Source organism: Nitrospirota bacterium (assembly GCA_020846775.1).
GTDB lineage: Bacteria > Nitrospirota > 9FT-COMBO-42-15 > HDB-SIOI813 > HDB-SIOI813 > RBG-16-43-11.
In genome coordinates, this window is record JADLDG010000039.1 from 1 (window position 1) to 25,379 (window position 25,379).

Here is a 25,379-nt window from a genome sequence, read left to right on the forward strand (position 1 = left end):
CTGTTCGTAACTGGTTATCATTGCATCATTTTTATCGGAATCGTCAAAGAGTACTTTAATCAGCTACTGCTGTGATTATTCCCTTATAAATTCCCTTATTGACCCCCTTAAACTTTTATGGATATCCTGGCAATAACAGGGTCTATCCTGTGAAATTGCTTGATTTTATCCAGATGGATAGGTTTAACAACTTCGCCACTTGCCATCAGGAGGAGACCTCTCTTAGTCCTGACATCTGAAGCAAGGAGCATCCCTTCTTTCAACTCTGCCATATCAATCTCCCGGACATCAATTTCAATCTCCTGATGTCTGAATTCATGCACTACCTCACTAAATTTTCCCACCAGGCCGGGGTCAAACATCTTTCCCGTTTCTTTTTCAAGTGCATAAATAGCCCTGTCCACAGAAAAGCGGTCTCCTCCGTCAGGGGGATTAATCAGGTCATCAAAATAGTCCGCTATGGCAATTATCCTTGAGCCTGCAGGAATTACATCACCCTTGAGATGATCCGGATAACCGTGGCCATCATATTGCTCGTGATGATGTCTTATAAGAAGAGAAACCGGCTGAAGCTTTTGTATATGCTGAAGAGATGTCTGTCCAAGTACAGGATGCTGCTCAAGAAGCGCCTTCTCAGTAGGGTCAAGCTCAGAAATCTTTTTTTTAAGCATCTTTTCAGGATATCCGAGGGTTCCTATATCCTCCAGCATTGCGGCCAGCTCAATGTCAAGTATCTCATCCGGAGACTGTCCGACCCTCTCTGATAGCCTGCGAGAAAGTGCTGCTACGCGTTTACAGTGGCTTCCAAGATGCGGACTTTTTAATTCAAGAATGTTTATGAAGACCCGTACGAAGTCAATAAAGTTCTGTTCAAGATTTTTATAAAGGACCTCAACCTCTTTAGTCCTTTCTGCAACTTTAGCCTCAAGATTGTTGTTAAGGTCTTTTAACTCAACATTCTGTCTCATTGTAACCGCCTGTAATTCCCTGTTCTCGTTAACAAGGTCATAATGACGTATTGCATCCTTTACAATGAACCTTATTTCTTCATCATCCCACGGTTTTGTTATAAACCTGTAGACCTCTCCCTGATTTATGGCATTCATTACCGCCTGCATATCAGCATAGCCGGTAAGCATCATCCTGATTGTATCAGGAGATTTCTTTTTGACTTCATTGAGGAATTCTGCACCTTCCATGCCCGGCATTCTGTGGTCTGAAAGCACAACACTAACCGTTTCCCTGTCTATGACTGACAATCCTTCCATACCGTTCCTGGCCGTAAATATCCGGTATGGTTCCTTTCTGAAAGTCCTGTTAAGGGAATTCAGGATGTTTTCCTCATCATCAACAAGGAGCACTGAGTGTATACACACCAAATCTGTCTCAGGATTCATGATACCTTTCTATGACCCATAAAAATATATCCAATAAATAAGGATCAAATTTAGTACCTCTTCCCTTTTCCAGGACCTCATTTACCTCTTCACCTGTCATAGCCGGCCTGTATGGTCTGCTGCAGGTAAGTGAATCATATACATCTACCAGTTGAACTATCCTTGACCCGATTGGAATTTCATTTGCTTTCAATCCATCAGGATAACCAGTCCCGTCAAAATGCTCGTGGTGATACATCACTATCGTGGATACTGCATCAAATCCATTAAGGAAAGATATTATGGATGCCCCTATAACGGGGTGTTTCTGTATCTGAATCCATTCATCGGGAGTAAGTGGTCCATTCTTCTTTAATATATTACTATCAATACCTATATTTCCTACATCATGCAGTCTGGTTGCTATATATAAGTCCTTCAAATCGGTATCACCAAGCCCCAGCTTTTTGCCTACCTCCTGACTGATAGTATTCAACCCATCAACATTAGTCGGTATGCCGGTACATTTTTCCCTTGATAAATAACTAAGCATTTCAACAGTACGTACGACATTTACCTTAATTTCCTCTATTTTTTCAGTCAAAAGAAGATTTGATCTTTTCAACTCTTCATTTTGTCTATTCAAGTCAATTAACAGTTTCTTGTTGATATTTTGAAGCTCGTACCGTTCAAGTGCATAGCGTACCTCAGACTTTAAAATGTCATCTTCCCACGGTTTGGCAATATATTTATATATGCCGCCGTCATTTATGGCTGAAATAATAGTGGAGCTGTCAGCATAGCCGCTAAGAATCATCCTGATGGCATCAGGCATTATAGCGGTTGCCTCACGTAAAAACGTAACGCCATCCATATCCGGCATTCGGTAATCTGATATTATAAGGTGGCAAAATTGTTCTTTAAGCAGTTTTAATGCATCGAGAGGGTGGTCACATCCCAGAATATTGTACTTCTCTTTCCTGAAAATCCTGTAAATAGCATTCAGGACACTTATCTCGTCATCAACAACTAATATCGTATAGTCACCCATAGTATTCAACCTGTAATTTTGCGATTTAATTGCATGCTTTCAATTGGTATACATATGTTGAAAGTAGTCCCGCTTCCAATTAAACTGCTTACTGTAATATCACCATAATGTTTACGAATGATCGCATACGCCACGGACAACCCAAGCCCGGTCCCCATGCCAACCGGTTTTGTCGTAAAGAAAGGTTCAAATATCCGGGACACATGCTCCGGTGAGATTCCACAGCCAGTATCACTTATCTCAACAAATACATTATCACCCTCACAGAAAGTCCTGATAGTTATAACACCTTTACTTTCTATCGCATGTGCGGCATTTACAAAGATATTCATAAAGACCTGATTCAATTGCTGCGGATAGCACAAAACATGTGGAATATCCCCATAGAGTGTTTTAACCTCGGCCTTATATTTAATCTCATTCCAAACGATATTAAGTGTGCCTTCCAATCCTTTATTAATATCTGCATATTCTGGACTATCTGATCCTGTGTGTGAAAATTCTTTCAGATCCTTGACAATCTTCATGATCCGTCTCATACCGTCCTGAGTTTCTGTGAATATCTGTTCAATGTCATCGAGTAAAAAGACCACATCTATTTTCTTTTTAAACTCCTCAACCTGCTTCATATGGGATAATACATCTTCATCAGATATAGCTCCGCAACTCTGAAGGAGCGTATCATACTCTTCCAAAAGACCTTTTATATCACTAATATATTCATTCAATGTCTTTAAATTGCTTAATACGAATCCTGTCGGGTTGTTGATCTCGTGGGCAATTCCAGCAGACAGCTGGCCAATTGATGCCATCTTATCGCTCTGTATCAACTGAGCCTGGGTCTGTTGTAATTTTTTTAATGCCACATCACTTGCTTCCTTCGCAATCCTCAACTCATCTGTCCGACGGTTAACACTTTTTTCCAATTCCTCATTTAATTGCGTTAGCTCAGTAACAAGCGGATATATCTCCCTCATATCTCTTGAAAACAGCAAAATGGCCTTAACACTGCCATCTTCACTTCTAAGCATTGAGCCATTCATAATAACAGGTATCCTTTCACCAGTACTGCTCAACATGTTAATCACCTTATAGTGCAAATCTCCATTCGTCTGAAGCCTGTTTACATGGTCAGATAAATGCAATTCCAGGTCATCAAAGAGACTCACTGCCGGGATACCATTAATTTCTTCATTACTAAATCCCAGGACATTAAGGGCTGACTGATTCACATACCTTACAGTTTCATCCGGATTGGTCACAACCAGTATATCCGCCATGCTTTCCAAGACGCTATCAATTAAATCAGAGATATCACTTATATTATTCATCCATTCCTCTCCCTTAACTTGCCTTTCAACCTTATCATTGCCTGGGTATGCAGCTGTGAAACCCTGGATTCTGTTACCTCAAGTATCCTGCCTATCTCCTTCATGGTAAGTTCGTTATAGTAATAGAGAGAGACCACCTTTCGTTCCTTATCCGGGAGCTTATCAATCGCAGTAGTCAATGTCTTCTGTCTGTCTTTGGTCATTAACAGGGAAAGTGGGTCACGCTTTTCAGGATCACCTATTGTCTCAAGCATATCTCTGTCGTTATCATCACGATTCATTCCAAGGTCTTCAATACTTATCATTGAAGAACTTCGAGCCTGCGTAAGGAAATCCTGATACTCATTAATATTCATCTTCAATGCAGCAGCAATCTCCTCTTCTGACGGCGGTCTCCCCAATTCCTTCTCCAGCGATGAAACTGTTTTGTATAACAATCCGGATTTTTCCTTAACTGACCTTGGAACCCAGTCCATGGCACGTATTTCATCCAGCATTGCACCCCTTATACGAAATTCAGCATATGTTTTAAAGAGAGTTTCCTTTGCCGGGTCGTATTTATCCATTGCGTCCATCAGCCCGATTATCCCTGCACTGATCAGATCATCAATGTCAATATCGGGTTGCAGCCTGTAAGACAGCCTGTATGCCATATACTTTATTTTCTGTGCATATTCCTGAATCAGTTTGTCCCTCGCATCAGGGTCCATGATTCCCTTTTTTGCTGCTTTACCCTTGGAACTATACTTATTGACCTTATTGATAATCTTTTCCATATATCACTCCTTTTCTATATTTTGTCCCACCCTGACTGGCCCATGAGCCTGCGCCATAAAAACTGGATATTACCCTTGATGTCTTTATTGACAGGCCATCCACAGACTGTTCTGGCAAGCGAAGTATAACATTTACCAGCATCTGAACCCGGATACAAGTCAACGACCGGCCGCTGATTTAGTACAGACATACGAACAGATTTATCCTGCATGATATGACCCAGATAATCTATGGACACATTAAGGAATTTGTCAGCAGCTGTGCTGAGTTTCCTGTAAACATCTCTTCCCTCTCCGCTTTCCCTGACCATGTTTACCAGAAGCCTGAAGCGGCTCTCCCCATATTTCATGTGCATAATTTTCATAAGCGCATATGCATCAGTGATCGAGGTTGGTTCCGGCGATGCCACAACGATGATGTCCTGAGCTGCAGTATTAAAATACATGACATTGCCTGAAATACCGGCAGCTGTATCAATCAAAACAATGTCAATTGAACTGTCTATCCTGTCCAGTTCAGAGAGAAGATTTAATTTCTGATTTGCAGTCAGTTCTGATAACTCCTGAATGCCTGAACCTGCTGGGAGTATTTTCATTCCTCCAGGTCCGTATGTCATCACCTCACTGATTTTCTTTTCGCCATTAATCAAATGATACAAATTATATTCCGGAGCCAGGCCTAACATCACATCTATATTGCCAAGTCCCATATCTGCATCAAGTATAAGGACATTTTTACCAGACTCTGTCAGCGCATAGGCGAGGTTAACTACAACATTTGTCTTCCCCACCCCCCCCTTGCCGCTTGTGACCGAAATTACCTTAACAGCATTATCACCCGGTTTGTTAAATACTTCACCGGTCGGTCTGCTCATCATCTCTTGAAGTGTGAACGCCTGTCCCATTTAGTCTCCTTTTTCCGATTTCTTACTTTTGACTGCTTATTTCCTGTTTCACTCATCGCGCTATGCTTTCCGCTCATTGCTTTATCTTTTAATGACCGCTCACGGCATCCATCCTGAGTATTAACCTGCTTAGCCGCCCAGCTGCGGCAAGTTCTATATCCTCAGGGACGCGCTGCCCTGTAGTAAAATATGATAATGGTTTCTGCGCATTTATCATGGAGCTGAAAACAGCGCCATAATTGTCAGCCTCATCCAGTTTAGTAAACAGCAGACTGTTTATCTTTATATCCCTGAAATTTCCAATGATATCTGCTAATACCGCATTGCTGCTTGTAGCTGAAAGCACCAGATGACAATCTATCTCATCTCTCTGACTGACTAATTTGCTTAGTTCATTAATGTAAGAGCGGTCCTTGTGACTTCTGCCTGCTGTATCAATAAGGATCAGGTCAGCATCTTTCTTCTTGCTAATTACCCCGTCAAGGTCTGAAGGAGCAAGCACTACATCTACCGGTAAACCGATAATCTTTGCATATATCTTAAGCTGCTCAACTGCCCCAACCCTGTAGGTATCAAATGTAACAAGAGAAACTTTCTTCTTGTCAATCAATGTATATTTAGCAGCAATTTTGGCAATGCTCGTAGTCTTCCCAACACCTGTAGGACCAACAAATACCGCTATTTTCCTATCCTTAACCTCACTACATATGGGTCCTGTGACCTTGACCTGTTTCTCGATTATTTCATATCCATATCTGTCAATCTCTCCTGCATCTTCTTTCTGCTCTTCAGATAATTTGCAATTTAATATCTGGACAAGCCTGTACGCAATATTTCTTTCCATTCCCTCTGACATCAGTCTTCTGAAATAAATCACAAGTTTATCGTGCAGGGTCTTTAAATGCTCCTGCTCTCCATCTCTAAGTAGTTCCTGAATATAACCCTTAAGCAATCCAAGTTCGGATTTTACATCGCGTAATTCGCCGGGGGTTTCCCTTATCTCACTTCTTATCTTCCTGAGTTCTTCCTTCATAAAATCGTCTGTTTCAATGAATCCCTTATGCGGACTTACAGAAGTGCCGTTTTGCTGAGGCTTGTCAACGTAGTCTCTGGCAGCAACAACTTCTATAACCTGACGGCTGAATATCCCGAATACACCATTATCCTTTTTTATCTGTCTAGTAGAAAGAATTACTGCATCCGGACCAAGCTCACCCTTAACCAGCTTAAGCGCCTCCTGCATGTCAACCGCTTCATATCTCTTAATTTGCATCGTTATACCTCACTGTACTTATAGATTGTAAACTCACCGATGATGAGAGCTCATTGGAAGATAATATATTTATGCCTGGGATAAATCTCTCTAAATACTTCCTTAATGGAGCCCGTATTGACGGAGATGTCAGCACCACAGGGTAGATACCCTTTCTAGTAGATGCTTCAATCAGCCCCTTTAACTGATTGATAAATACCTGTGCCATTCTCGGCTCCAGAGACAACTGCATCCCCTGCGAAGTCTGTCTGATTGCCGCGTTAATCTTTTCCTCAAGAACAGGTTCAATTGTAATAACCGGAAGACTGTTGCCGTTTTGATACTGTTTTGTAATGGTCCTTGCGAGACTGGCCCGTACATACTCTGTAAGCACGTCTGTGTCCTTGGTGACTACTGCATAATCAGCAAGAGTTTCAAGTATTGTCAAAAGATCCCTTACTGACACCCTCTCCTTGAGGAGATTCTGCAAGATCTTAACTACCCCTCCAAGCGTAAGCAGGTTTGGTATAAGCTCTTCAACGACCCTTGGATATTTCCTTGCAAAACTGTCAAGCAGTGTCTGAACCTCCTGTCTCCCGATTATTTCATGAGCATGCATCCTTATGACTTCTGTGAGATGGGTAACAATCACTGTCGAAGGTTCAACAACGGTAAAACCGGTCAATTCAGCCTTATCTTTCTCCTGCTCCGAAATCCAGAGGGCAGGGAGTCCGAATGATGGCTCCCTGGTTGGAATGCCCTGTATTCCTTTATTCATACCTTCCGGATTCATGGCAAGTAATCTGTCCGGCATCAATTCTCCTTCTGCGATCTCTGTCCCCTTGATTAGAATCATGTATTTGTTCGGCCCAATCTGCATACTGTCTCTGATGTGTATGGGCGGAACAATTATTCCCATATCTGACGCTAATTGATTCCTTATAGATTTTATACGATCAACGAGCTCTCCCTGCTGCTTGGGGTCTACAAGTTGTATCAGACCGTACCCTATATGAAGCTCCATTATATCCAGAGGTGTCACTCCATCAAATCCCTCATGAGGCACTTCTCCTTTTTCATCTTCTGCGGACTTGCTTCTGGGTGAACGTACTGCTTTTTCAGGCTGAGTCCAGCCTATTTCACTACCTACTGATTGTTTAATGTTATACGCAACCCATGCTACTCCGCCTGTAATAATTGAAAGAGTTATAAATGCAAAATGCGGGAGCCCTGGTATTAACCCGAATAAGAATATAATAACAGCGCTGATGGCAATAGCCTTATGGTGAGAAAGCAACTGTTTTGATACTTCTGCACCAAGGTTTGACTCTGAAGCAGCCCTGGTGACTATTAAACCTGCGGCCGTTGATACAATAAGGGCTGGTACCTGAGCAACCAGTCCGTCACCAATCGTTAGCAGTGTATAATTCTGCGCCGCAGCAGATATCGCCATGCCATGCTGCAATACCCCTATGACAAGACCGCCTATTATATTGATAATTGTTATAATAATACCTGCAACCGCATCTCCTCGTACAAATTTACTCGCACCATCCATTGCACCGTAAAACTCTGCCTCCTGAGAAACCTGCATCCTTCGTCTTCTGGCCTCTGTTTCATCTATCATACCTGCATTCAGGTCAGCATCTATACTCATCTGTTTGCCAGGCATTGCGTCTAAAGTAAATCTGGCTGCCACTTCGGCAATGCGGCCGGCTCCCTTTGTTATTACGACAAAATTAATAACTACGAGGATCACAAAGACTACAAGTCCAACTGCATAATTACCGCCGACTACAAAGTTGCCAAATGCCTTGATGACCTTACCTGCAGCATCAGAACCTTCATGCCCCTTAAGCAGTATTAGTCTTGTGGATGCAACATTAAGTGACAACCTTGCGAGCGTAGAGATCAGGAGGACAGAAGGAAATACGGAAAATTCAAGAGGTTTCAGTATATACATTGATACAAGCATAATGATTATAGATATAGTGATACTGAAAGACAGGAGCATATCCATAACAATGGCAGGAACAGGTATGATCATGACAACAATAATCCCAACCGCCATTATTGCAAGCAGTGCATCACTGTTTTTAGTCAACGTAATAAATAGTCCCCTGTTAGGCTCTGCTATAGTTGCTGACATAATCCCCTTAATCCTCCGCTGATCTTTTTATTATTATCTGTTCTTTTTCAATTTATAGACGTATGCGAGTATCTCTGCTACAGCCTTGTAAAGGTTAGAAGGAATTTCATCTCCAATCTTCACCATCTTGTAAAGTGTTCTTGCCAGCGGTTTGTTCTCCAGGATAGTAACGCCGTTACTCTTCGCAATCTCCTTGATCTTTTCTGCAATAATCCCTGCGCCCTTTGCAACTACTTTAGGGGCATTCATGTCACCATGCTGGTATGACAGCGCAACAGCCAGATGAGTAGGGTTGGTTATAACCACGTCCGCTTTTGGCACATCCGCCATCATTCTCTTTCTGGCCATCTCCTTCTGCATGCTTCTAATCCTGGATCTGATCTGAGGGTCACCTTCCTGCTGTTTATACTCCTCCTTTACCTCCTGCCTGGTCATTCGAAGATCTTTTGCAAACTGCCATTTCTGATAACCCAAATCTACCGCAGCAAGGATAAATATAACTATACCTGTCCAGATAACAAGTTTTAATGTCAGGTGCCCCATATATGAAAAGATATAATTAACATCTGCATCTAATAACAACGGGAAATTATGGAACTCACTTTTGATCAGATTATAGGACGTATACCCTACAATCGCTATCTTGACCAATGACTTAATAAGCTCCATTATTGAACGAAGGGATACCAGTTTTTTTATCCCTTCAACAGGATTGATCCTTTCAAACCTGACTCCCAGAGCCTTAGGACTGAACACAAAGCCAATTTGAAGAATGTTTGACACAATGCCTGCAAGGGCGACAAAAACAAGGAATGGTAATAACGTAAAAAAGACCTTTCTGAGGATACCTGACCAGAATGGATAGAAATTATCCGCAGTAAGCTGTATCGTACCGCTCGATCCAAGAACATTTGAGGTAATATCAAGCAGGTTAGTGTACACGCCGGGCAGCAGATAATACATTGCGGCCGTACCAGCCATTAATACAGCCACAGAGGATACCTCAGGGCTTTTTGCTACCTGCCCCTTTTCCCTGATCTCCTCCCTGCGTTTGGGCGTGGCCTGCTCTGTTTTTTCCATGTCCTGATCAGCCATATTACCTCACCATAACACTTAAAACATTAAAGAAGTCACCCTTCATACCCTCAAATGCCCTTTGAACCAGATTAGAAAATAAGGGCATTGAAAGCACCATTATCAATAATCCGCCTGCTATAGTAATTGGAAAACCAACCATCATTACATTCATCTGCGGCATCGTCTTTGATACAATGGCCAGAGCAATGTTTGTAATAAACAATGCTACAATCACAGGGGCGCCTATCCTTATAGCAAGGACGAATATATCCCTTGAAAGTGTCATAATACCTGCAAACATCTGATCAGTTAATGCTAATCTCAACGGAGGCACCAGGGTAAAACTCTCAGCAATAGCAGCAATAAATAAATGATGCGCATTTATAGTCAGGAATATCAGTGTCGCCATTATCGTATGGAATTGACCGATAATAGGCACATGCGTACTCGTTTGAGGATCAATTACATTTACTATAGAGAATCCCATCTGAAAACCTATAATCTCACCTGCCATTTCAAGGGCGCTGAAGAGCAACTTTGCTATTAGTCCTATCGTAAAACCTATGATTATCTCGCCGGCTATCCCTGCTGTCATTGTTATCAAGTCTGCAGATATTATTGCCGCATCAATCTTTACAATGCCGATCAATATAAGCGACATCATTAATGAAAGACCTATTTTGAAGACCCTCGGAACATTGCGAGCCCCAAGAAATGGTATAAAAAAGATCATAGCCGCAGTACGTACAAATATCAGGGTAAAAGAGTTCAATTGCATTAAGATATCCATTAAGTTTACAGCCCTTTATTTATTTAATATATGCCGGGATATTTATAAATAAGGATGATGTAAATCCCAGCATTACCCTCATCATCCATGGGAAAAATATCAGCAGCGCCAGAAATGTTACGATAATCTTTGGGACAAATGTCAGAGTTGCCTCGCTGATCTGAGTGACCGCTTGAAATATGCTTATTATCAGTCCTATCCCAAGGCTCACCAGCAGCATTGGAGCAGCTATCAACAGTGTTGTCTCCAGGGCACTCTTGCCAATTGTCATAACAAGTTCAGGTGTCATTTTACTCTCCGCTCTTTTTAACCAAAGCTTCTTACTATAGAGCCTACTATGAGATACCAGCCGTCAACCAGTACAAATAACATGAGTTTAAATGGCAGCGATATCACAACCGGGGGGAGCATAAGCATGCCCATTGACATAAGAACGCTCGCTACTACCATATCCAGAACAAGAAATGGGATATAGATTAGAAAACCAATCTGGAATGCAGTCTTTAACTCACTTATCATAAACGCTGGAATTATCACATGTGTCGGAACCTCAGATATATTTTTTGGGTCAGGAATCCTTGCCATATCTATGAACAGTGACAGATCCTTTTCCCTCACCTGCTTAAGCATAAATTCCCTGACAGGCAATATGGCCCTGTCAAAGGCAACTGACTGTGATATTTGATTTGTCATCAGCGGCTGCAGAGCCTCACTGTTAACCCTGGCCCAGACCGGCGACATTATGAAAAAAGTCAAAAATATTGAGAGGCTTATCAAGACCTGATTCGGCGGGATCTGCGGTGTACCGAGCGCCTGGCGGAGAAGAGACAGGACAACTGCTATCCTGGTAAAGGATGTAACCATCACAATAATGGCCGGTGCCAGAGACAGTATCGTAAGCAGCATCAGTATCTGTACTGTAACTGCTGTCCCGCCGGCACCCTGAGACCCTCCTATACTGACATTAATTTCAGGCAGAGAGATGGTGTTTCCTGAGGCCGCCGCCCCCCACGCTAAGCTGTCAGCATAAACCGGGTAAATAAATGCTGCAGCCCCGATCACAAGGGTCTTGTAAAAAGATCTAAACTTTTTCCCACAATTCATCTTGTAACTCAACCCTCTCATTTGTTGGTTCAGAATTGATCTTCTCTTTCAAAACCTCAACGAAGTCTTCATCCTTTCCAAGTTTTGTAAGCATAGAAATATGCGTGGCAGTAACACCAACGACTATTTTTTCTCCTGCAATCTCCACTAATGCGATTGATTTCTTTGGCCCGAGATATGTGCTTGTCACTACCCGGATCTTCTGATCTTGCCCGGACAGCCCGATCTTCTTTCCCAGATATTTCTTCACGAGATAAACAATAGCAAATAGGAGTGACAGAACTATCCCGAGTGCCGTCACCATCTTAATAAAAGAGCCGGTAAAACCCGGGGGATCTTTCAATAAATGAGGCTTATCTTCATCAATATGCTGATCAGGCTGCAGTCCGTCTGTTTTAAGCAGTCCTGTTACGGCTTCTGCATGCGATTGTCCGCTCAAAACCTCGCCCTGATTTTCGTTCGTGTTAGCTGCGGCAACATCACTACTTTCAATCGGCTCAATTTGTGCAGGCGGCACTTGTTCTATTGTTACCGGTAATTTGATTTTTTCAGGTGGAATCGCATTTTTATTCAAACGCTTTCCCGTATTAACTTTTACAGCAGCCGGAGTCTTTTTATTTACAGCCGGAGGTTGTTGATCATAACTTATTATCAGACCATTATTATCCCTGCTGATACTGACCCTGTCCTTCAAGTTGACCGCATTGCCATATGCAAATAATCTTATCCGAACTGTATTTTCATCAAACTGATAAATAAAGATATTTTTAACAATTTCATCTTCCACCTTCAGCCATTGTTTGGGCGGATCTGTATAAGCCTCAGGAATTTCAACCTGAATAAATTCATTCCGGTATAATATTTTTTCATGTTCCGGCTTTTCATCAAACATGAGTTCTATTTTAGTGTTATCTACTGATGTAGCAATTTTCACATCATTGAGCATGACAAGATTAGCCGGCCTGGCCGCAGCAGATTGATGCAAGGCAGGCAATAATGTCAATAATGTCATAACTGATAATATTCTTTTCATTCGAAAACCCCTCTTCCCTGTCGTGCCGGTCCCATTGACAATTCAATTATTGCTTACTTCAACTGCTCAACCCTATCAGTAAGACTCAATACATCCGTCAGGCGAATCCCGAACTTATCATTAACAATGACCACTTCACCCCTGGCAATCAACTTGTCATTTACCAGTACGTCCATTGGTTCACCTGCCATTTTGTTTAATTCAATTATTGAACCCTGTCCCAGCTGAAGCAGATCCTTTATCAACATCTTGGTCCCGCCGACAAGTACTGATACATGCAATGATATATCCAGGATAAAATCAAGGTTGTTTACACCACCTCCTGTATTTGCAGCCGTAAGCGGTGTAAAGTTGGCTGGCCTGGCATCCGTAACATTTTCCCGCGATGCAGCCTGACTTTTATCCTCCGCATCCGCTGTTTCTTCATGCAGAGATTGTTCCCACTGGGCCGCTAATTCATTATCATCCATTGCCTTCTACCCCCTATTTTGTAGACGACGAATTTATCTGGAATGCAAGATTCCCTCTATATATCCCGGGCCTCCCCGTAAACTTGGGCCGACCCTCAACCTTGGCCACTAAATTCTCATCAACCTGTTTATCGAGTATCAGGATGTCACCTGTCCTTAAATTCATCATTTCTTTAATCTTTATCACTGTACCTCCCAGCTCAACGGTGATATTGAGCGAACATTCTGACAGCTGGTTCCCGAATCTTTCCATCCACTTTTGATCAACCTCATAATTATCACTCTGATACCCTGCCTGTAATTTATCCTTTATTGGTTCAATGCAAGGGTAGGGTATGCATACATGTATCTTGCCAGGTGCATTATCAACCTCCATATCAAATGTTATTACTATTACTATCTCAGTCGGCGTTACTATGGAAGCAAACTGTGGATTAATCTCAGTCCTGGAATACTGCACATCAACCGCATAAACTGGCTTCCATGCTTTTCCTATATCCTGAAGACAGAGATTAACAACCTTGTTGATTAACCTGTGTTCAATAGGTGTATAATCTCTTCCCTCAATTTTTACATGCGTCTGCGCCTTGCCGCCAAAAAAATTATCCACGAGAAGGTAGATTACCCGAGGATCAACGACGAGAAGGCTGAAACCCTTTAACGGGTCCATTTTAAATACATTAATACATGCAGGCAAAGGTACATTCTTCATGAATTCATTAAACTTCATAAGCTCAACAGATGCCATGTTCACAACCACTATTTTTTTTAACAATGCAGACATGCTCACCTGAAATATCCGTGCAAATCGTTCACTGATTATCTCAAGAGTTGGCATTCTGCCGCGGATAACACGTTCATTACTTGTCAGATCATAATTACGCCATCCGTCTCCATCTGCTGATGATGCATCTGCTGACAAGTCACCGTTATCAATCCCTCTTAGCAGAGCATTTACTTCATCCTGTGATAGAATTTTTTCCATATACCCTCATTACTGCATTACAAATTCAGTAAAATAGACTGCTTTTACTTTTCCTGTCTGAAGATAGTGATTAATTCTTACAACCATATCTTCCTGCAACTTCAGTTTACCACCTGTACTTCTTACATCTTCAGCCGTCTTGCTTGTAAGCAGCATTAGAATGGTATCTCTTATCTGAGGCATTCTTTTTTGAATCTCTTCAACCACTATTTCAGAATCAACTTCCAGATTTATGGCTACCTTAAGATATATAGACTCAGACGGATCTGCTAAATTAATTATAAAAGGGTCCAGGGTCACTATTTGTCCAGTGAATTCTTTCTTGGCATGTCCATCAGTTGCAGCTGCCGAGCTACCATCCCCACCCTTATGAATAAATAATTTCCATCCGGCATATCCACCTCCCAGTATTAACACTATCCCTGCCCCTATAATGGCCAGCTTCATGAATTTCTTTTTTGGCGTCCTTGCAGGATTTTTTTCAGTCACATCATCTTCTATCTTATTTTCTTCGTTCCCGGTATTTTCTTCTCTTGCCATATCCCCCCCTTAGTAAGCCTGCCAGGTCAAATTCACAAGAACTGTCAACCTATTTTTGCAATGAACATGCCAGCAAAATGCCGTATGCATAATTATTTATTTCTTGATATTTCAAGTAGTTATAGAACTCATCAGGATCATGGGGAGTAGGTCTGACGTCAAACTAAGCAATGCTGCGTCATGCAATTGACAAACAAATCTGTAATACAAATAAAATAGCCCCCTCAGGTCCTGAGGGGGCTAAATGTTAAAACTATTATCTCTTCAGATTCACCAGCTCTTCAAGCATTGAGTCGGTGGTAGTGATAATCCTTGAGTTGGCCTGAAAGGCCCTCTGTGTAGTTATAAGTTTAACAAATTCTTCTGCAAGATCCACATTGGAAAGTTCAAGTGTATTTGCAAGAATCCTTCCGCGGCCTCCGTTATCCGGTGATCCCAATACTGGTTGGCCTGAATCAAAAGATTGTGCATACAGGTTTTTACCGATCTTGGTCATCCCCTCAGGATTTGTGAACATACCAATTACAATCTGACCTATGGTCCTCGTCTGACCATTTGTAAACAGCCCGCTGATTATTCCGGATTGATTTACATTGATACTCTTTAATGAACCGGCGGCATAGCCATTCTGATTCATGAATACAGTAGTTGAGGCGGAACCAAATTGTGTCGTACCATCTAATCCTGATCCGCCTTCGGTAATACTTGTACCAAAGTCAAAATTGATAGCCTGATTCTGTACTCCCCCGCCTTTAAAATTAAAATCTGATATGACGCTTGCCAGACCCAGGCCAGACACAGGATCAATATCCATATCCGCTGTATTTTCAGCTACCAGGGCACCGCTGGAATCAAACTGAAGATAGCCTCGCCCCATAACCTCGGTACCTGTAGCCCCATCCGCCACTGCATTCCACTGCCAGTAATTTCCCGTTCCGCCCGCTGTATCTTCATGTATTTTCGTATAATAGGTTGTAACTTGGTGCTGATTTCCAAGGGAATCGTAAACCGTCAAAGAATTGGAAAAGTGATAGGAGTTACCAACGTCATTAATGTCAAAACCTGATGCTATTGGAGCTTTGCTTGAATCGAGATTAGCAGTCACCTGCACATTTGATGTTGTGTTAGGTGGGGTTGTATTTGATGATACATCAATATTACCAATGGTGCTGGTAGCGTTTCCTGTTGAATTTGCCTGGTATGCTTGAAGAAAATATCCTTCGGGATTTACGATGTAACCTTCTTTATTAATACTAAACTGGCCTGCCCTCGAGTAGTATGAAGTCCCTGCTGAATCATTAACAAGGAAGAACCCTTCTCCATCAATGCCAAAATCAAGTGCACTTGAGGTTGTCTCCATTGACCCCTGTGAAAATAGCGTAGAGACATCGCTAAGATATACACCCCGGCCTATCTGCGAACCTGATGAGCCTGTAAGGCTTTGGCTCAGAACATCCGAAAAAGCGGCACGGCTTGCCTTGAAACCTACGGTATTTACATTCGCAATATTGTTACCTATCACTGAAAGCGACGTGCCATTTGCGTTAAGACCGCTTATCCCTGTAAATAGTGATGTTAAAATTGCCATTTTAATTCCCTCCTTTATTATTCGTCTGAAAACAGCTCATACCTGTTATTCTGAAATATGTTCTGAACTAATTTAAAAAGCATTTCCATTACTCTTTTAGGGCCAGGTCCTTTTATTTATTCACCTCCTTAATCTCTTCAATATCAGATACCGGCACCTTCAAGCCATTTATTGTAAGAAAAGGAACATTTCCTTCAAACAATATGCCATCAACAATGCCAATTACGTTTGGAAGAATATTAATCTGATCTCCCTTCACATCTTTTGCACTTAATGAAAAGTTATATTCACCTGAAGGCATGATATTTCCTGAAAAATCTCTGCCGTCCCATAAACCGGTATGGAACCCGGCGCTTTGCGGTCCGGCCTCTATTTTCGAGACCGGTTTCCCATCTTTATCAAATATCCTGATAACAACATCAGTTGCATCTTTATTTAACTGATACCCAATGCCGGTTGCTCCACTTTTATCGTTTATATTAATCGTGTTTCCGGTGGCCTTTACATTTTTCCCGATTAAGTTAACTGCCTGTGCATTGTTCATATTTTTCTGTGTCTCTGTCAGTGTTTTTATGCCATTGTTGATGCCCGATAGGTGATCGAGACTTGAAAACTGGGAAAGCTGTGTCACAAACTCTGTATGTTCCATAGGCTTTAACGGGTCCTGATATTGAAGTTGAGTAACAAGAAGACGTATGAAATCTTCCTGACCAAGGGTTTTCTTAACCTCGTTGTCAACTTTACTGGCAGAAGCAATTTCATTAGAAGTGACGGAATTAATCATATAACCTCCCTTTGTTTAATCACACAAATATGCTGAGTCCTACAGCCGAGCCTGCATATAACAGAGTCTCATCCATGTGAGACAAAACATTTTCATCATTTACATGACTCACAACAAAAATATCATCATTAAACATATTTCTGCTGTTTCGGCCTGACCATCCACCCGATATATTTCCATCAAAATTTGACGGCGCTATATTCACTGTAACTTGATCTACATTCAAACCTGACCTCCTTAATTGTTCGACAAGCGTATCAATATTTGCATCTATAATACCCTTGACACTTTTATCCTCAACAGTAATAATCGCATTGATACTGTCTTTTATAACTGATAAATCTATATGAAGATGTCCAAGTTCTTCCGGCTGAAGACTGATCTTTGCCGAATTCCCCCCTATGTGGTAAAGATCAATAATTTTGTCTGACAGATGTGATACTAAATCAGGACCATTTGTATGAATTGGTTGGAGCGTGACTTCATTACTGTTTACGCTGGCAACGTCCGTAACTAAATTCGGAATAATCTCCGGCATTGTATCAACTGTCGTCTCAGGCATTTGTTCCAGATGCTTGTTGAAGTCGTCTTGAAATGAATTCAAATCTAATAAGCCTTTATATGCATCTGAATCGCCATTAAGTGACATAGAAGCCTTAGCGCCGGAAAAGGAAATATTATCGTCCTTTGATTCAGTTTCCGCACCCTGACCTAACCTGTCCTCATCACCAGCATTTATTTGCCTGAATAAGGGAACCGGCCCTGATGTTAATATATCCTTATTCAATTCAGCGGCTTGTTTCAGCTTTGAGGGAAAGGATGTCGGTCCTTCAACGCCGGGAACTGACACGTTATTACCGGTCAATGACAACATATACAACAGTTCTGAAAAGTTTTCACTATCTGCCGGCCCTGCTGGCTTTTTCTTAACATCATCAGTCTTTTCAGATGCATTTCGGGATTCAGCAGGTTTCTCTGCCGGAGGCAGGACAGTCGGCATATTCATTCTACTTTTCCACCTTTTTAGAAACTATCCTTTCACTTATTAGTGCAGCCTTGTCAGCGCTGATTGCCCCCAGAATCTTACCTGCCTGTTTACTTTTTATGGCACTCAGAAGTTTTACACTAAGTTCAGTGTCCATTTTTTCAATCCTCTGAGCGGCCTCTTCAACTGACATTGCTTCATACAACTTTGCGGTCATTGATACTCCGTCCCGGGTCTTGCTGTCTGAAGGACTCTTCTGCATCTTTTCACGGAGTGATGAATACTGCTTCAGTGATAGTTCTATCGAATTCTTCAGCATATCCAATCGTGCTTCTTCCTTCTTTAATGCCTCTTCCCTCTTTGACAGTTCTCTCTCTCTTGCCTCAAGCTCCTTCATTATATCCTGTATATCCATTCCGACATCCACAGAAGATGCCTCATTACTGTTGCGGTCTCCTTCTACACCATGATCACTATCTTGTTTTTGCACAGCGACTGCCGGTACAAATATGAAGATACCTGTTAGGACAGTGAATACTATGGTAAGAGATATTATGAATTCTTTACGTTTTAACAATGAAGGCCTCAGTTGTTAGTGGTATACCTGTTGTTCCCTATCTCATTCATCGTTTTTTTATCTTCTTTTTTGACATGTTCTTTTTTACTGTTGATCGCTTTGTTTCTGACCTTTTCAGCAATCTTTTTATCCTTTGATGCACTTATCAGCGCCGATTCTCTTTCATTATATGTCTTAACAACGTCAGCAACCCTCTTCCGCTGGACCTCCAAATCAAGCGTTATCTGATGCAGAAAAGAATGATACATGAATATTTCATGTGACGGCACTTCACTCTCCTGTCGCTCTTTCAATTCATCATTTGCCTGTCGGCAAATTTCCTCAAGAGCAAATAGTTTTCTCTCCTCCAGCTCCAGTTTCTCAAGTACTTCAGCCAATTCGTACTTCATAGTCTCCTCCAGAAATTCCCTGTATCTAAGGAGCGGATCAAATCTTTCGCTCTCACGCCTCATGCTGCTGCCTTATCTGCAAATAACATATGCAGTCCCTTGATACAATCATCATAATTGACCTTTTCATCAATACCCTGACGCAGATAAGCATTAATTCTGTCCATCATGCTGATGGCAAAATCTATCTCTTTATTAGTGCCGGTCTTATAAGCCCCTATGTTTATCAAATCTTCCGCCTTCCTGTACCTTGATACAACCTCGCGCAGTTTTCTCGCATTAGCAAGGTGATCCGCCGACACGATGTCTATCATCGTCCTGCTTATACTGCGGAGTACATCAACTGCGGGATAATGGTTGTGGGTAGCGAGGTCCCTTGAAAGAACAATATGACCATCCAGTATGGACCTCACGGCATCCACTATGGGATCATTCATATCATCTTCTTCAACAAGAACAGTATACAGTCCTGTAATATTACCAATACCCTCACATGTACCGGCCCTTTCCAGTAACTTCGGAAGTACAGAAAACACAGAAGGGGTATACCCCTTGGTGGTGGGGGGTTCTCCAATTGCAAGACCAACCTCCCTGAGTGCCGTTGCAAACCGCGTAACTGAATCCATCATTAGAAGGACTTTCTTACCACAATCCCTGAAATACTCTGCAATTGCTGTTGCGATGTATGCACCGCGCATCCTTACCAGCGGTGGCTGGTCTGATGTAGCAACGACGACTACAGAACGGGCCAGTCCATCCTGTTTAAGGTCCTTTTCCAGAAACTCCTTTACCTCTCTTCCCCTCTCTCCAATCAGCGCAATGACATTGACATCCGCAGTGGTGTTTCTGGCCATCATGCCAAGCAATACACTCTTGCCGACTCCGCTCCCTGCAAATATACCAAGCCTCTGCCCCTGTCCGCAGGTAAGTAAGCCATTCATAGCCTTGATGCCAAGATCAAGCGGTTTATCAATACGACGCCTGTCCAGCGGATTAAGGGGAGAATTGTAAATTGGGTATTCCACTTTTTCATTTATCGCTCCCTTGCCATCAATTGGATTGCCAAGCCCGTCAATGACCCTGCCAAGAAGGTTATCTCCAATTTTTACGGAAGCACCATGAGTTTTTGCCATTATTTTACTGCCCGGGCTCAACCCTCTCGTATCACCAAGCGGCATTAATTGAATTTTTTCCCCTTTGAATCCTACAACCTCAGCCTCAACAGCATTAGATGCCCCTGATGGGAAAATGTCGCATAATGCTCCTATGGAGGAACCAGGTCCATGTCCTTCAATAATAAGTCCTGTAATCTGTGTAACCTTACCATAGATTTTGATCGGGTCTGTATCATTAATTATATTGATATATTTGTTAACGTTTATCATATTATCTCGCTGATGTCAGTGATTCCTTCAAAACCTGAAACTGCGAATCAATCCTTGCATCTATATCACCCTGATTCGTTTCAATCAGACACCCGCCTGGCTGAACAGACTCATCCACTTCAATAAGCAGGCTCTTTATGCCATCAAAACATTGAAGCAGTTCTGAGCGTTTCTTATTTAAGGCATCATAATCAACAGGGGCAACCCTGATCCTCAATACCGCACGGTCTGATGCCCTCTTAATCGCCTCTTTGGCGCTATTCACAACTACTTCGCGGTCTTTCTCAGCGATCTCACAAATTATCTTTCTGGCTATCATGAGTGAGATCCCTATCACATCATTTTCAATCTTGCTGTACAATTCATCTTTAAGGTTAATTGCGCCTTCAATCAGCTGCTTCAATATCTTTAATTCGGCGCCTAAATTGTTTAATATCTGCATCCTGCCTTTATTCATACCTTCATCTAATCCCTTGTTATATGCCGCTATCTTTTCACTATCAATCTCTGAAGCAGTCTCTTCTGAACTGCCGGAAGACGCCATTCCAATGCAATTTTCGACTATCTTCAAATTAAATGGTTTTACTTCGGGCCTGTTTAATACCCCGGTCTTAAGAATACGTTTAGACACTTAACTCACCTCTATAAACTTTCACTTCATCCAACCATCTCTTCACTTCCCTTACCGCCTATAACTATTTTCCCCTCTTCTTCCAGTCTTTTAGCCACTTTTAATATCACCTGCTGTGATTTTTCGATTTCACTGATCCTGACAGGTCCCTTTGCCTCCATGTCTTCTTTTAATCCCTGAGCAGCCCTCTCTGACATATTCTTGAAGAACTTCGCCTTCAAATCATCTCCTGCTCCTTTTAGCGACATCATAAGGTCTTCTTTACCCACCTCTTTCATAATCTCCTGCATACCTCTGTCATCTACATTCATCAGGTCCTCGAATACAAACATCATCTTACGTATTTTTTCCGCCATATCCGGGTGACTTTGTTCAATACTGCTCATAATCTCCGATTCATTGCTCCTGTCGAGACTGTTTAGTATCTGAGCAACTACATCAGGTCCGCCTATCTTTTTTTCAACGATACTTCCGCCCATCTGAAGTTCTTTATTGAGCACATCTTCAATCTCACGTATGACTCCGGGAGATACCCCTTCGATCGTCGCAATTCTCAACATAACATCGCTCCTTATTGCAGCCGGCAACAATGCCACAACATGGCTTGCGTGATCTGCGTCCAGGTGAGCAAGGATAAGGGCTATCGTCTGCGGATGCTCACATCTTATAAGATTTGCAATACCTCTGGGGTCTATCCATTTTAAAGAATCCAGCCCCTTGTCTTCCGATGATATTTCAAGATTCTCCATAACCTTACCGGCCTTTTCAGAACCCATGGCCTTTGTGAGGACTGAACGTACGTAGTCCTCACCTCCAAAGATGAAACTCTCCGCAGATGTGGCTATCTCATGAAATTCCTTTACCACAGTTTTGACTTTTTCAGGCTCTATTTTGTTTGCCTTGGAAAGATAGGTCCCAATAACACGGATCTCTTTTGCGTCAAGATTCTTCATAACCTCTGAGGCTACATCCTCGCCGAGTGACAGAAGAAGTATCGCCGCCTTTTCATAACCATTATTCTGATTTTCCGCCATGCAGCTATTCTCTCCTGATAAGATGAATAATGTTGTTCCGTCAGTAATTACTTTATTTTACTTTTCACTAATCCATGACTTAATTAATTTCGCTGTCTGCTGCGGATTTTCCTTAGCTATCTTTAAAACCTCACTTCTGGTTCTGGCATCAGAATCCATCTGAAGAGGCGACTGTCCGCCAACACCTTCAAACTCAACAACCCTCGGTAAGGCCCCTGCCATACCTCCAGGAATAGCTGCTGTCTGCGGGCTGGGAGAGAGTATATTCTTCATTAGTGGTCTTATAACAAAAAGGAATGCAAGCGCTGCCACTATTAAGGATACTGCATACTTAATGAATGGCAGAATTGCAGCTAACTGAAACTTACTTTCCGTCTCAGCTGCTCCATCATCTGCATATGCAGATGACTCAAACAGCATGCTAAGTACTTCAACCTGGTCTCCCCTTTCTTCATTATATCCAATAGCTTTTTTTACAATTTCCGTATATTTGCTGATCTCTTCTGCTGAACGAGGGACATAGTTTTTTGTTTCCTTACCATCCGCACCCTTTACAACCTCATAATTACCATCTATAAGTATAGCAGCAGACAATCTCTTTATTGTTCCTGCTGCCTCAACAGTATGGCTTACAGTCTTATTTATTTCATAATTAATTGTCTCCTGGGCCCTTTTGCTTTGTGAAGAAGCACCTCCCTTTTCACCGGACACCTGAGCATTTTCATTTTTAACTGTGGGTAGATTTGAGACGACACCGGGGACACCTGATGCACTGGCCGAGGAGCCTGAATTATTTTCCTGAACCCTTTGTTCACTCCTTACAGCAACAGTATCCGGATCATATTTCTCTTCCGTCTTCTCTACCTGATTGAAATCAAGAGTGCTTGAGATACGGACGGAGACCTTCCCCGGGCCAACTGTCTTTTCAAGCATACTCTGCACCCTATCCTCCATTGATTTCTCAAGGTTCCTTTGATACTCAATCTGATACGTGGACATATTTGCCGAATACCCTTCATCCGAAGGTTTTGATAAAATATTCCCGTGTGTGTCAACAACTGAAATATTCTGGGCGCTCAGACCCTCCACACTGCTCGCAACCAGATGCACAATGCCATTAACCTGATTCTGCGACAGCATCTTTCCACCCCTGATCTTCAATACAACCGAGGCCCGGGCTGATTCCTTTTTCTCAGAAAACAGTGTTTTTTCAGGAACCACTAAATGAACCCTTGCCTGCTCAACTTCAGTAAGTTGGCTGATAGTCCTGGCCAGCTCGCCCTGTAGTGCCCTCTTATAATTCAGCTTCTGAACAAAGTCTGTCATGCCGATGCTCGTCCGGTCAAATATCTCAAACCCGACACCACCACCTGAGGGCATTCCCTCGCCAGCCAGAAGCAGCCTCAGTTCATGCACCTTCTCCTGAGGTACCATAACAGCATTCCCATTTTGTATTTCATACGGAACCTTCATCTCCTTCAATTTCTCAGTTATTGCTCCTGCATCCTCAGGGGATAAATTTGCATAAAGCAGATGATAGACAGGCTGATTTGCCCACAACACAACAGCTATGACAACTGCAATCACAGCTGCAACCCCGGCCACCGCCATTATCTTCTGGCCAACCGGGATAGCAGCAAATTTACTCTGCAGCTCAGATGTATTCAGCGCCATAACTTCTTATTCCCTTTCTATTGATTATCTCTTTTACGAGCCAGCGACAGTTGACGCTCAAAAACGTCCAGTGAAGCTCAAATCTTAATTCCGGGCGCCGCATGACTCATTGCATTTATTTCGTTGCAATGAGTACCCCCATTTTTCATCGTCAACTATACCTGGGTGCGCATTATTTCTTCATACGCGCTCATTATCTTATTCTTTACCTGCATCATCATCTGAAGCGACAGGTTTGCCTTTTCCACTGCAATCATCACCTGATGAATATTCTGATCTTTACCGAGCAATAAATTCTGCACCGCCTGATCAGCCTCGTTCTGAATTGTATTAACCTTATCTACAGATCCCTTCAGCATCTCTGCAAAAGAATTCCCTTCACCATTTATTTTAGTTACGGAACTGCTGTCAGGTACAGACAGGACGTTTGCTCCTGCACCTTTTATCACAATATCATTCATGCCTCACCATACCTTTCCTTCTTACCTGCCAATCTCAAGCGCCTTCTGGGCCATGGACTTAGCAGAGTTTACAGCAGTAACATTGGCCTCGTAGGACCTTGATGCCGACATCATGTTTACCATCTCTTCAAGCAGATTCACATTAGGAAGCTGCACATACCCTTCTTCATTTGCATCAGGATGCTGGGGATCAAAGACTACCTGGAACGGCCTGCTGTCTTCTACTATCTCCTTAACCTCTACTGCACTGGCACCCTTCTCGATCTCATTTCCCAGAACCTCAGAAAAGACGACATCCTTCCTCCTGTATGGACCACCTTCCGGAGTGTGTGTAGATTGTGCATTCGCAAGATTACTCGCGATAATATTCATCCTGATGCGCTGCGCTTCCAGACCCGAAGCGCTGATTGAAAGTATCTTACCTATATCCATGTGCCGCCCTCCATTTAACTCATCTTCCTTCTCTGATTGCGTTAGCTATCATCCTGAACTTAGTTGATATAACCTGCGCTGAGGCGTTGTATAATATTGAATTCTGTGCCATATTTGCCATTTCGAGTTCAACATTCACACTATTGTTATCGTAGCCCGCATTGCTGTCAGGTCTATTGATTATACTTACCCCGCTGCCGCTTAAACCTGCGTTGCCGGTTATATGCATTGGATTTGTCCTTGCAATATTCTGTACCCCTCCGGAATTCTGAACCGCTCGAAGTTCATCTATAAAGTTAATATCCTTTGCCTTGTAGTCAGGTGTTTCCTGGTTAGCAATGTTTGATGAGAGGAGTTTATGTCTCTCATTCATCATATCCAGAGCCCTTGACAGGAATGAAATTGTGTTATCGAAAATAGACATAGTCATTACCATAAAACATAGAATGCAAGCGATATACCATAAATGGTTTCATATTTTAGTTCTGATTAATCAATGAGTTAAAGTTCAATGTCAGTTTTTCTGCCTTATCTTGTTTTTTTCTGGCAAGCATTTCTTTCCGCTTCAGCAGGCAATTTCTGCCGTCTGGGCATTATTAT

Annotated in this window: 27 protein-coding genes; all 27 read right to left on the reverse strand. The window is 42.3% G+C overall.

All coding sequences use genetic code 11. The features are described 5' to 3' along the window. Positions 1 to 107: 107 nt before the first annotated feature. Entirely contained in the window at positions 108 to 1,397 is a 1,290-nt protein-coding gene (locus IT392_06475) for a response regulator (protein ID MCC6544134.1), read from the reverse strand. After that, positions 1,387 to 2,427, reverse strand: coding sequence for a response regulator (locus tag IT392_06480; protein ID MCC6544135.1), 1,041 nt, complete (start codon positions 2,425 to 2,427; stop codon positions 1,387 to 1,389). Before IT392_06480 ends, IT392_06475 begins: the two co-directional genes overlap by 11 nt. Before the next feature lie 5 nt (positions 2,428 to 2,432). Further along, positions 2,433 to 3,758: a PAS domain S-box protein gene (locus tag IT392_06485; GenBank protein ID MCC6544136.1), complete on the reverse strand. Its 1,326-nt coding sequence runs from the start codon at positions 3,756 to 3,758 to the stop codon at positions 2,433 to 2,435. Then, a complete protein-coding gene (locus IT392_06490; protein ID MCC6544137.1) occupies positions 3,755 to 4,468 on the reverse strand; it encodes a FliA/WhiG family RNA polymerase sigma factor in 714 nt (237 codons plus the stop codon). Before IT392_06490 ends, IT392_06485 begins: the two co-directional genes overlap by 4 nt. Before the next feature lie 80 nt (positions 4,469 to 4,548). Continuing rightward, the gene (locus IT392_06495) at positions 4,549 to 5,439 is read right to left on the reverse strand and encodes a MinD/ParA family protein (protein MCC6544138.1); all 891 of its coding nucleotides are present in this window, start codon (positions 5,437 to 5,439) and stop codon (positions 4,549 to 4,551) included. Between the two features lie 88 nt (positions 5,440 to 5,527). After that, positions 5,528 to 6,712: a flagellar biosynthesis protein FlhF gene (gene flhF, locus IT392_06500; GenBank protein ID MCC6544139.1), complete on the reverse strand. Its 1,185-nt coding sequence runs from the start codon at positions 6,710 to 6,712 to the stop codon at positions 5,528 to 5,530. Further along, positions 6,702 to 8,840, reverse strand: coding sequence for a flagellar biosynthesis protein FlhA (gene flhA, locus IT392_06505; GenBank protein MCC6544140.1), 2,139 nt, complete (start codon positions 8,838 to 8,840; stop codon positions 6,702 to 6,704). The genes flhF and flhA overlap by 11 nt, the downstream gene beginning before the upstream one ends. A gap of 33 nt (positions 8,841 to 8,873) precedes the next feature. Then, on the reverse strand, positions 8,874 to 9,935 hold the full coding sequence (gene flhB / locus IT392_06510) for a flagellar biosynthesis protein FlhB (protein MCC6544141.1): 1,062 nt from the start codon (positions 9,933 to 9,935) through the stop codon (positions 8,874 to 8,876). Position 9,936: 1 nt separating this feature from the next. Then, complete coding sequence (gene fliR, locus IT392_06515) at positions 9,937 to 10,707, reverse strand: flagellar biosynthetic protein FliR (GenBank protein MCC6544142.1); 771 nt, start codon at positions 10,705 to 10,707, stop codon at positions 9,937 to 9,939. Between the two features lie 19 nt (positions 10,708 to 10,726). Beyond that, positions 10,727 to 10,996 carry a flagellar biosynthesis protein FliQ gene (gene fliQ / locus IT392_06520; GenBank protein MCC6544143.1) on the reverse strand — a complete coding sequence of 90 codons (270 nt, stop codon included), beginning with the start codon at positions 10,994 to 10,996 and terminating at the stop codon, positions 10,727 to 10,729. Positions 10,997 to 11,013: 17 nt separating this feature from the next. Further along, positions 11,014 to 11,811 (reverse strand): flagellar type III secretion system pore protein FliP, encoded by a 798-nt coding sequence (fliP, locus tag IT392_06525; protein ID MCC6544144.1) that lies wholly within the window; start codon positions 11,809 to 11,811, stop codon positions 11,014 to 11,016. After that, positions 11,789 to 12,844: a flagellar biosynthetic protein FliO gene (gene fliO / locus IT392_06530; protein MCC6544145.1), complete on the reverse strand. Its 1,056-nt coding sequence runs from the start codon at positions 12,842 to 12,844 to the stop codon at positions 11,789 to 11,791. The genes fliP and fliO overlap by 23 nt, the downstream gene beginning before the upstream one ends. Positions 12,845 to 12,897: 53 nt before the next feature. After that, positions 12,898 to 13,314, reverse strand: a complete 417-nt coding sequence (gene fliN, locus IT392_06535; protein ID MCC6544146.1) for a flagellar motor switch protein FliN — start codon at positions 13,312 to 13,314, stop codon at positions 12,898 to 12,900. Between the two features lie 13 nt (positions 13,315 to 13,327). After that, the gene (fliM, locus tag IT392_06540; GenBank protein ID MCC6544147.1) at positions 13,328 to 14,299 is read right to left on the reverse strand and encodes a flagellar motor switch protein FliM; all 972 of its coding nucleotides are present in this window, start codon (positions 14,297 to 14,299) and stop codon (positions 13,328 to 13,330) included. A 9-nt stretch (positions 14,300 to 14,308) separates the two neighbouring features. Then, a complete protein-coding gene (locus tag IT392_06545) occupies positions 14,309 to 14,839 on the reverse strand; it encodes a flagellar basal body-associated FliL family protein (GenBank protein MCC6544148.1) in 531 nt (176 codons plus the stop codon). A 256-nt stretch (positions 14,840 to 15,095) separates the two neighbouring features. Further along, on the reverse strand, positions 15,096 to 16,427 hold the full coding sequence (locus IT392_06550) for a flagellar hook protein FlgE (GenBank protein ID MCC6544149.1): 1,332 nt from the start codon (positions 16,425 to 16,427) through the stop codon (positions 15,096 to 15,098). Positions 16,428 to 16,539: 112 nt separating this feature from the next. After that, the gene (locus IT392_06555; GenBank protein ID MCC6544150.1) at positions 16,540 to 17,211 is read right to left on the reverse strand and encodes a flagellar hook capping protein; all 672 of its coding nucleotides are present in this window, start codon (positions 17,209 to 17,211) and stop codon (positions 16,540 to 16,542) included. A gap of 19 nt (positions 17,212 to 17,230) precedes the next feature. Beyond that, positions 17,231 to 18,217: a flagellar hook-length control protein FliK gene (locus IT392_06560; GenBank protein ID MCC6544151.1), complete on the reverse strand. Its 987-nt coding sequence runs from the start codon at positions 18,215 to 18,217 to the stop codon at positions 17,231 to 17,233. A gap of 1 nt (position 18,218) precedes the next feature. Beyond that, on the reverse strand, positions 18,219 to 18,773 hold the full coding sequence (locus IT392_06565) for a hypothetical protein (protein ID MCC6544152.1): 555 nt from the start codon (positions 18,771 to 18,773) through the stop codon (positions 18,219 to 18,221). Positions 18,774 to 18,781: 8 nt separating this feature from the next. Next, complete coding sequence (gene fliJ / locus IT392_06570) at positions 18,782 to 19,225, reverse strand: flagellar export protein FliJ (protein MCC6544153.1); 444 nt, start codon at positions 19,223 to 19,225, stop codon at positions 18,782 to 18,784. Further along, on the reverse strand, positions 19,222 to 20,547 hold the full coding sequence (gene fliI, locus IT392_06575; protein MCC6544154.1) for a flagellar protein export ATPase FliI: 1,326 nt from the start codon (positions 20,545 to 20,547) through the stop codon (positions 19,222 to 19,224). Before fliI ends, fliJ begins: the two co-directional genes overlap by 4 nt. 1 nt (position 20,548) lies before the next feature. Continuing rightward, positions 20,549 to 21,178, reverse strand: a complete 630-nt coding sequence (locus tag IT392_06580) for a hypothetical protein (GenBank protein ID MCC6544155.1) — start codon at positions 21,176 to 21,178, stop codon at positions 20,549 to 20,551. A gap of 26 nt (positions 21,179 to 21,204) precedes the next feature. Beyond that, on the reverse strand, positions 21,205 to 22,212 hold the full coding sequence (gene fliG / locus IT392_06585) for a flagellar motor switch protein FliG (protein ID MCC6544156.1): 1,008 nt from the start codon (positions 22,210 to 22,212) through the stop codon (positions 21,205 to 21,207). A gap of 57 nt (positions 22,213 to 22,269) precedes the next feature. After that, positions 22,270 to 23,886 carry a flagellar M-ring protein FliF gene (gene fliF / locus IT392_06590; GenBank protein ID MCC6544157.1) on the reverse strand — a complete coding sequence of 539 codons (1,617 nt, stop codon included), beginning with the start codon at positions 23,884 to 23,886 and terminating at the stop codon, positions 22,270 to 22,272. A 155-nt stretch (positions 23,887 to 24,041) separates the two neighbouring features. Continuing rightward, a complete protein-coding gene (gene fliE / locus IT392_06595; GenBank protein ID MCC6544158.1) occupies positions 24,042 to 24,347 on the reverse strand; it encodes a flagellar hook-basal body complex protein FliE in 306 nt (101 codons plus the stop codon). 21 nt (positions 24,348 to 24,368) lie between these two features. After that, on the reverse strand, positions 24,369 to 24,779 hold the full coding sequence (gene flgC, locus IT392_06600) for a flagellar basal body rod protein FlgC (protein MCC6544159.1): 411 nt from the start codon (positions 24,777 to 24,779) through the stop codon (positions 24,369 to 24,371). A gap of 19 nt (positions 24,780 to 24,798) precedes the next feature. Then, positions 24,799 to 25,203 carry a flagellar basal body rod protein FlgB gene (gene flgB, locus IT392_06605; protein ID MCC6544160.1) on the reverse strand — a complete coding sequence of 135 codons (405 nt, stop codon included), beginning with the start codon at positions 25,201 to 25,203 and terminating at the stop codon, positions 24,799 to 24,801. Positions 25,204 to 25,379 lie beyond the last annotated feature (176 nt).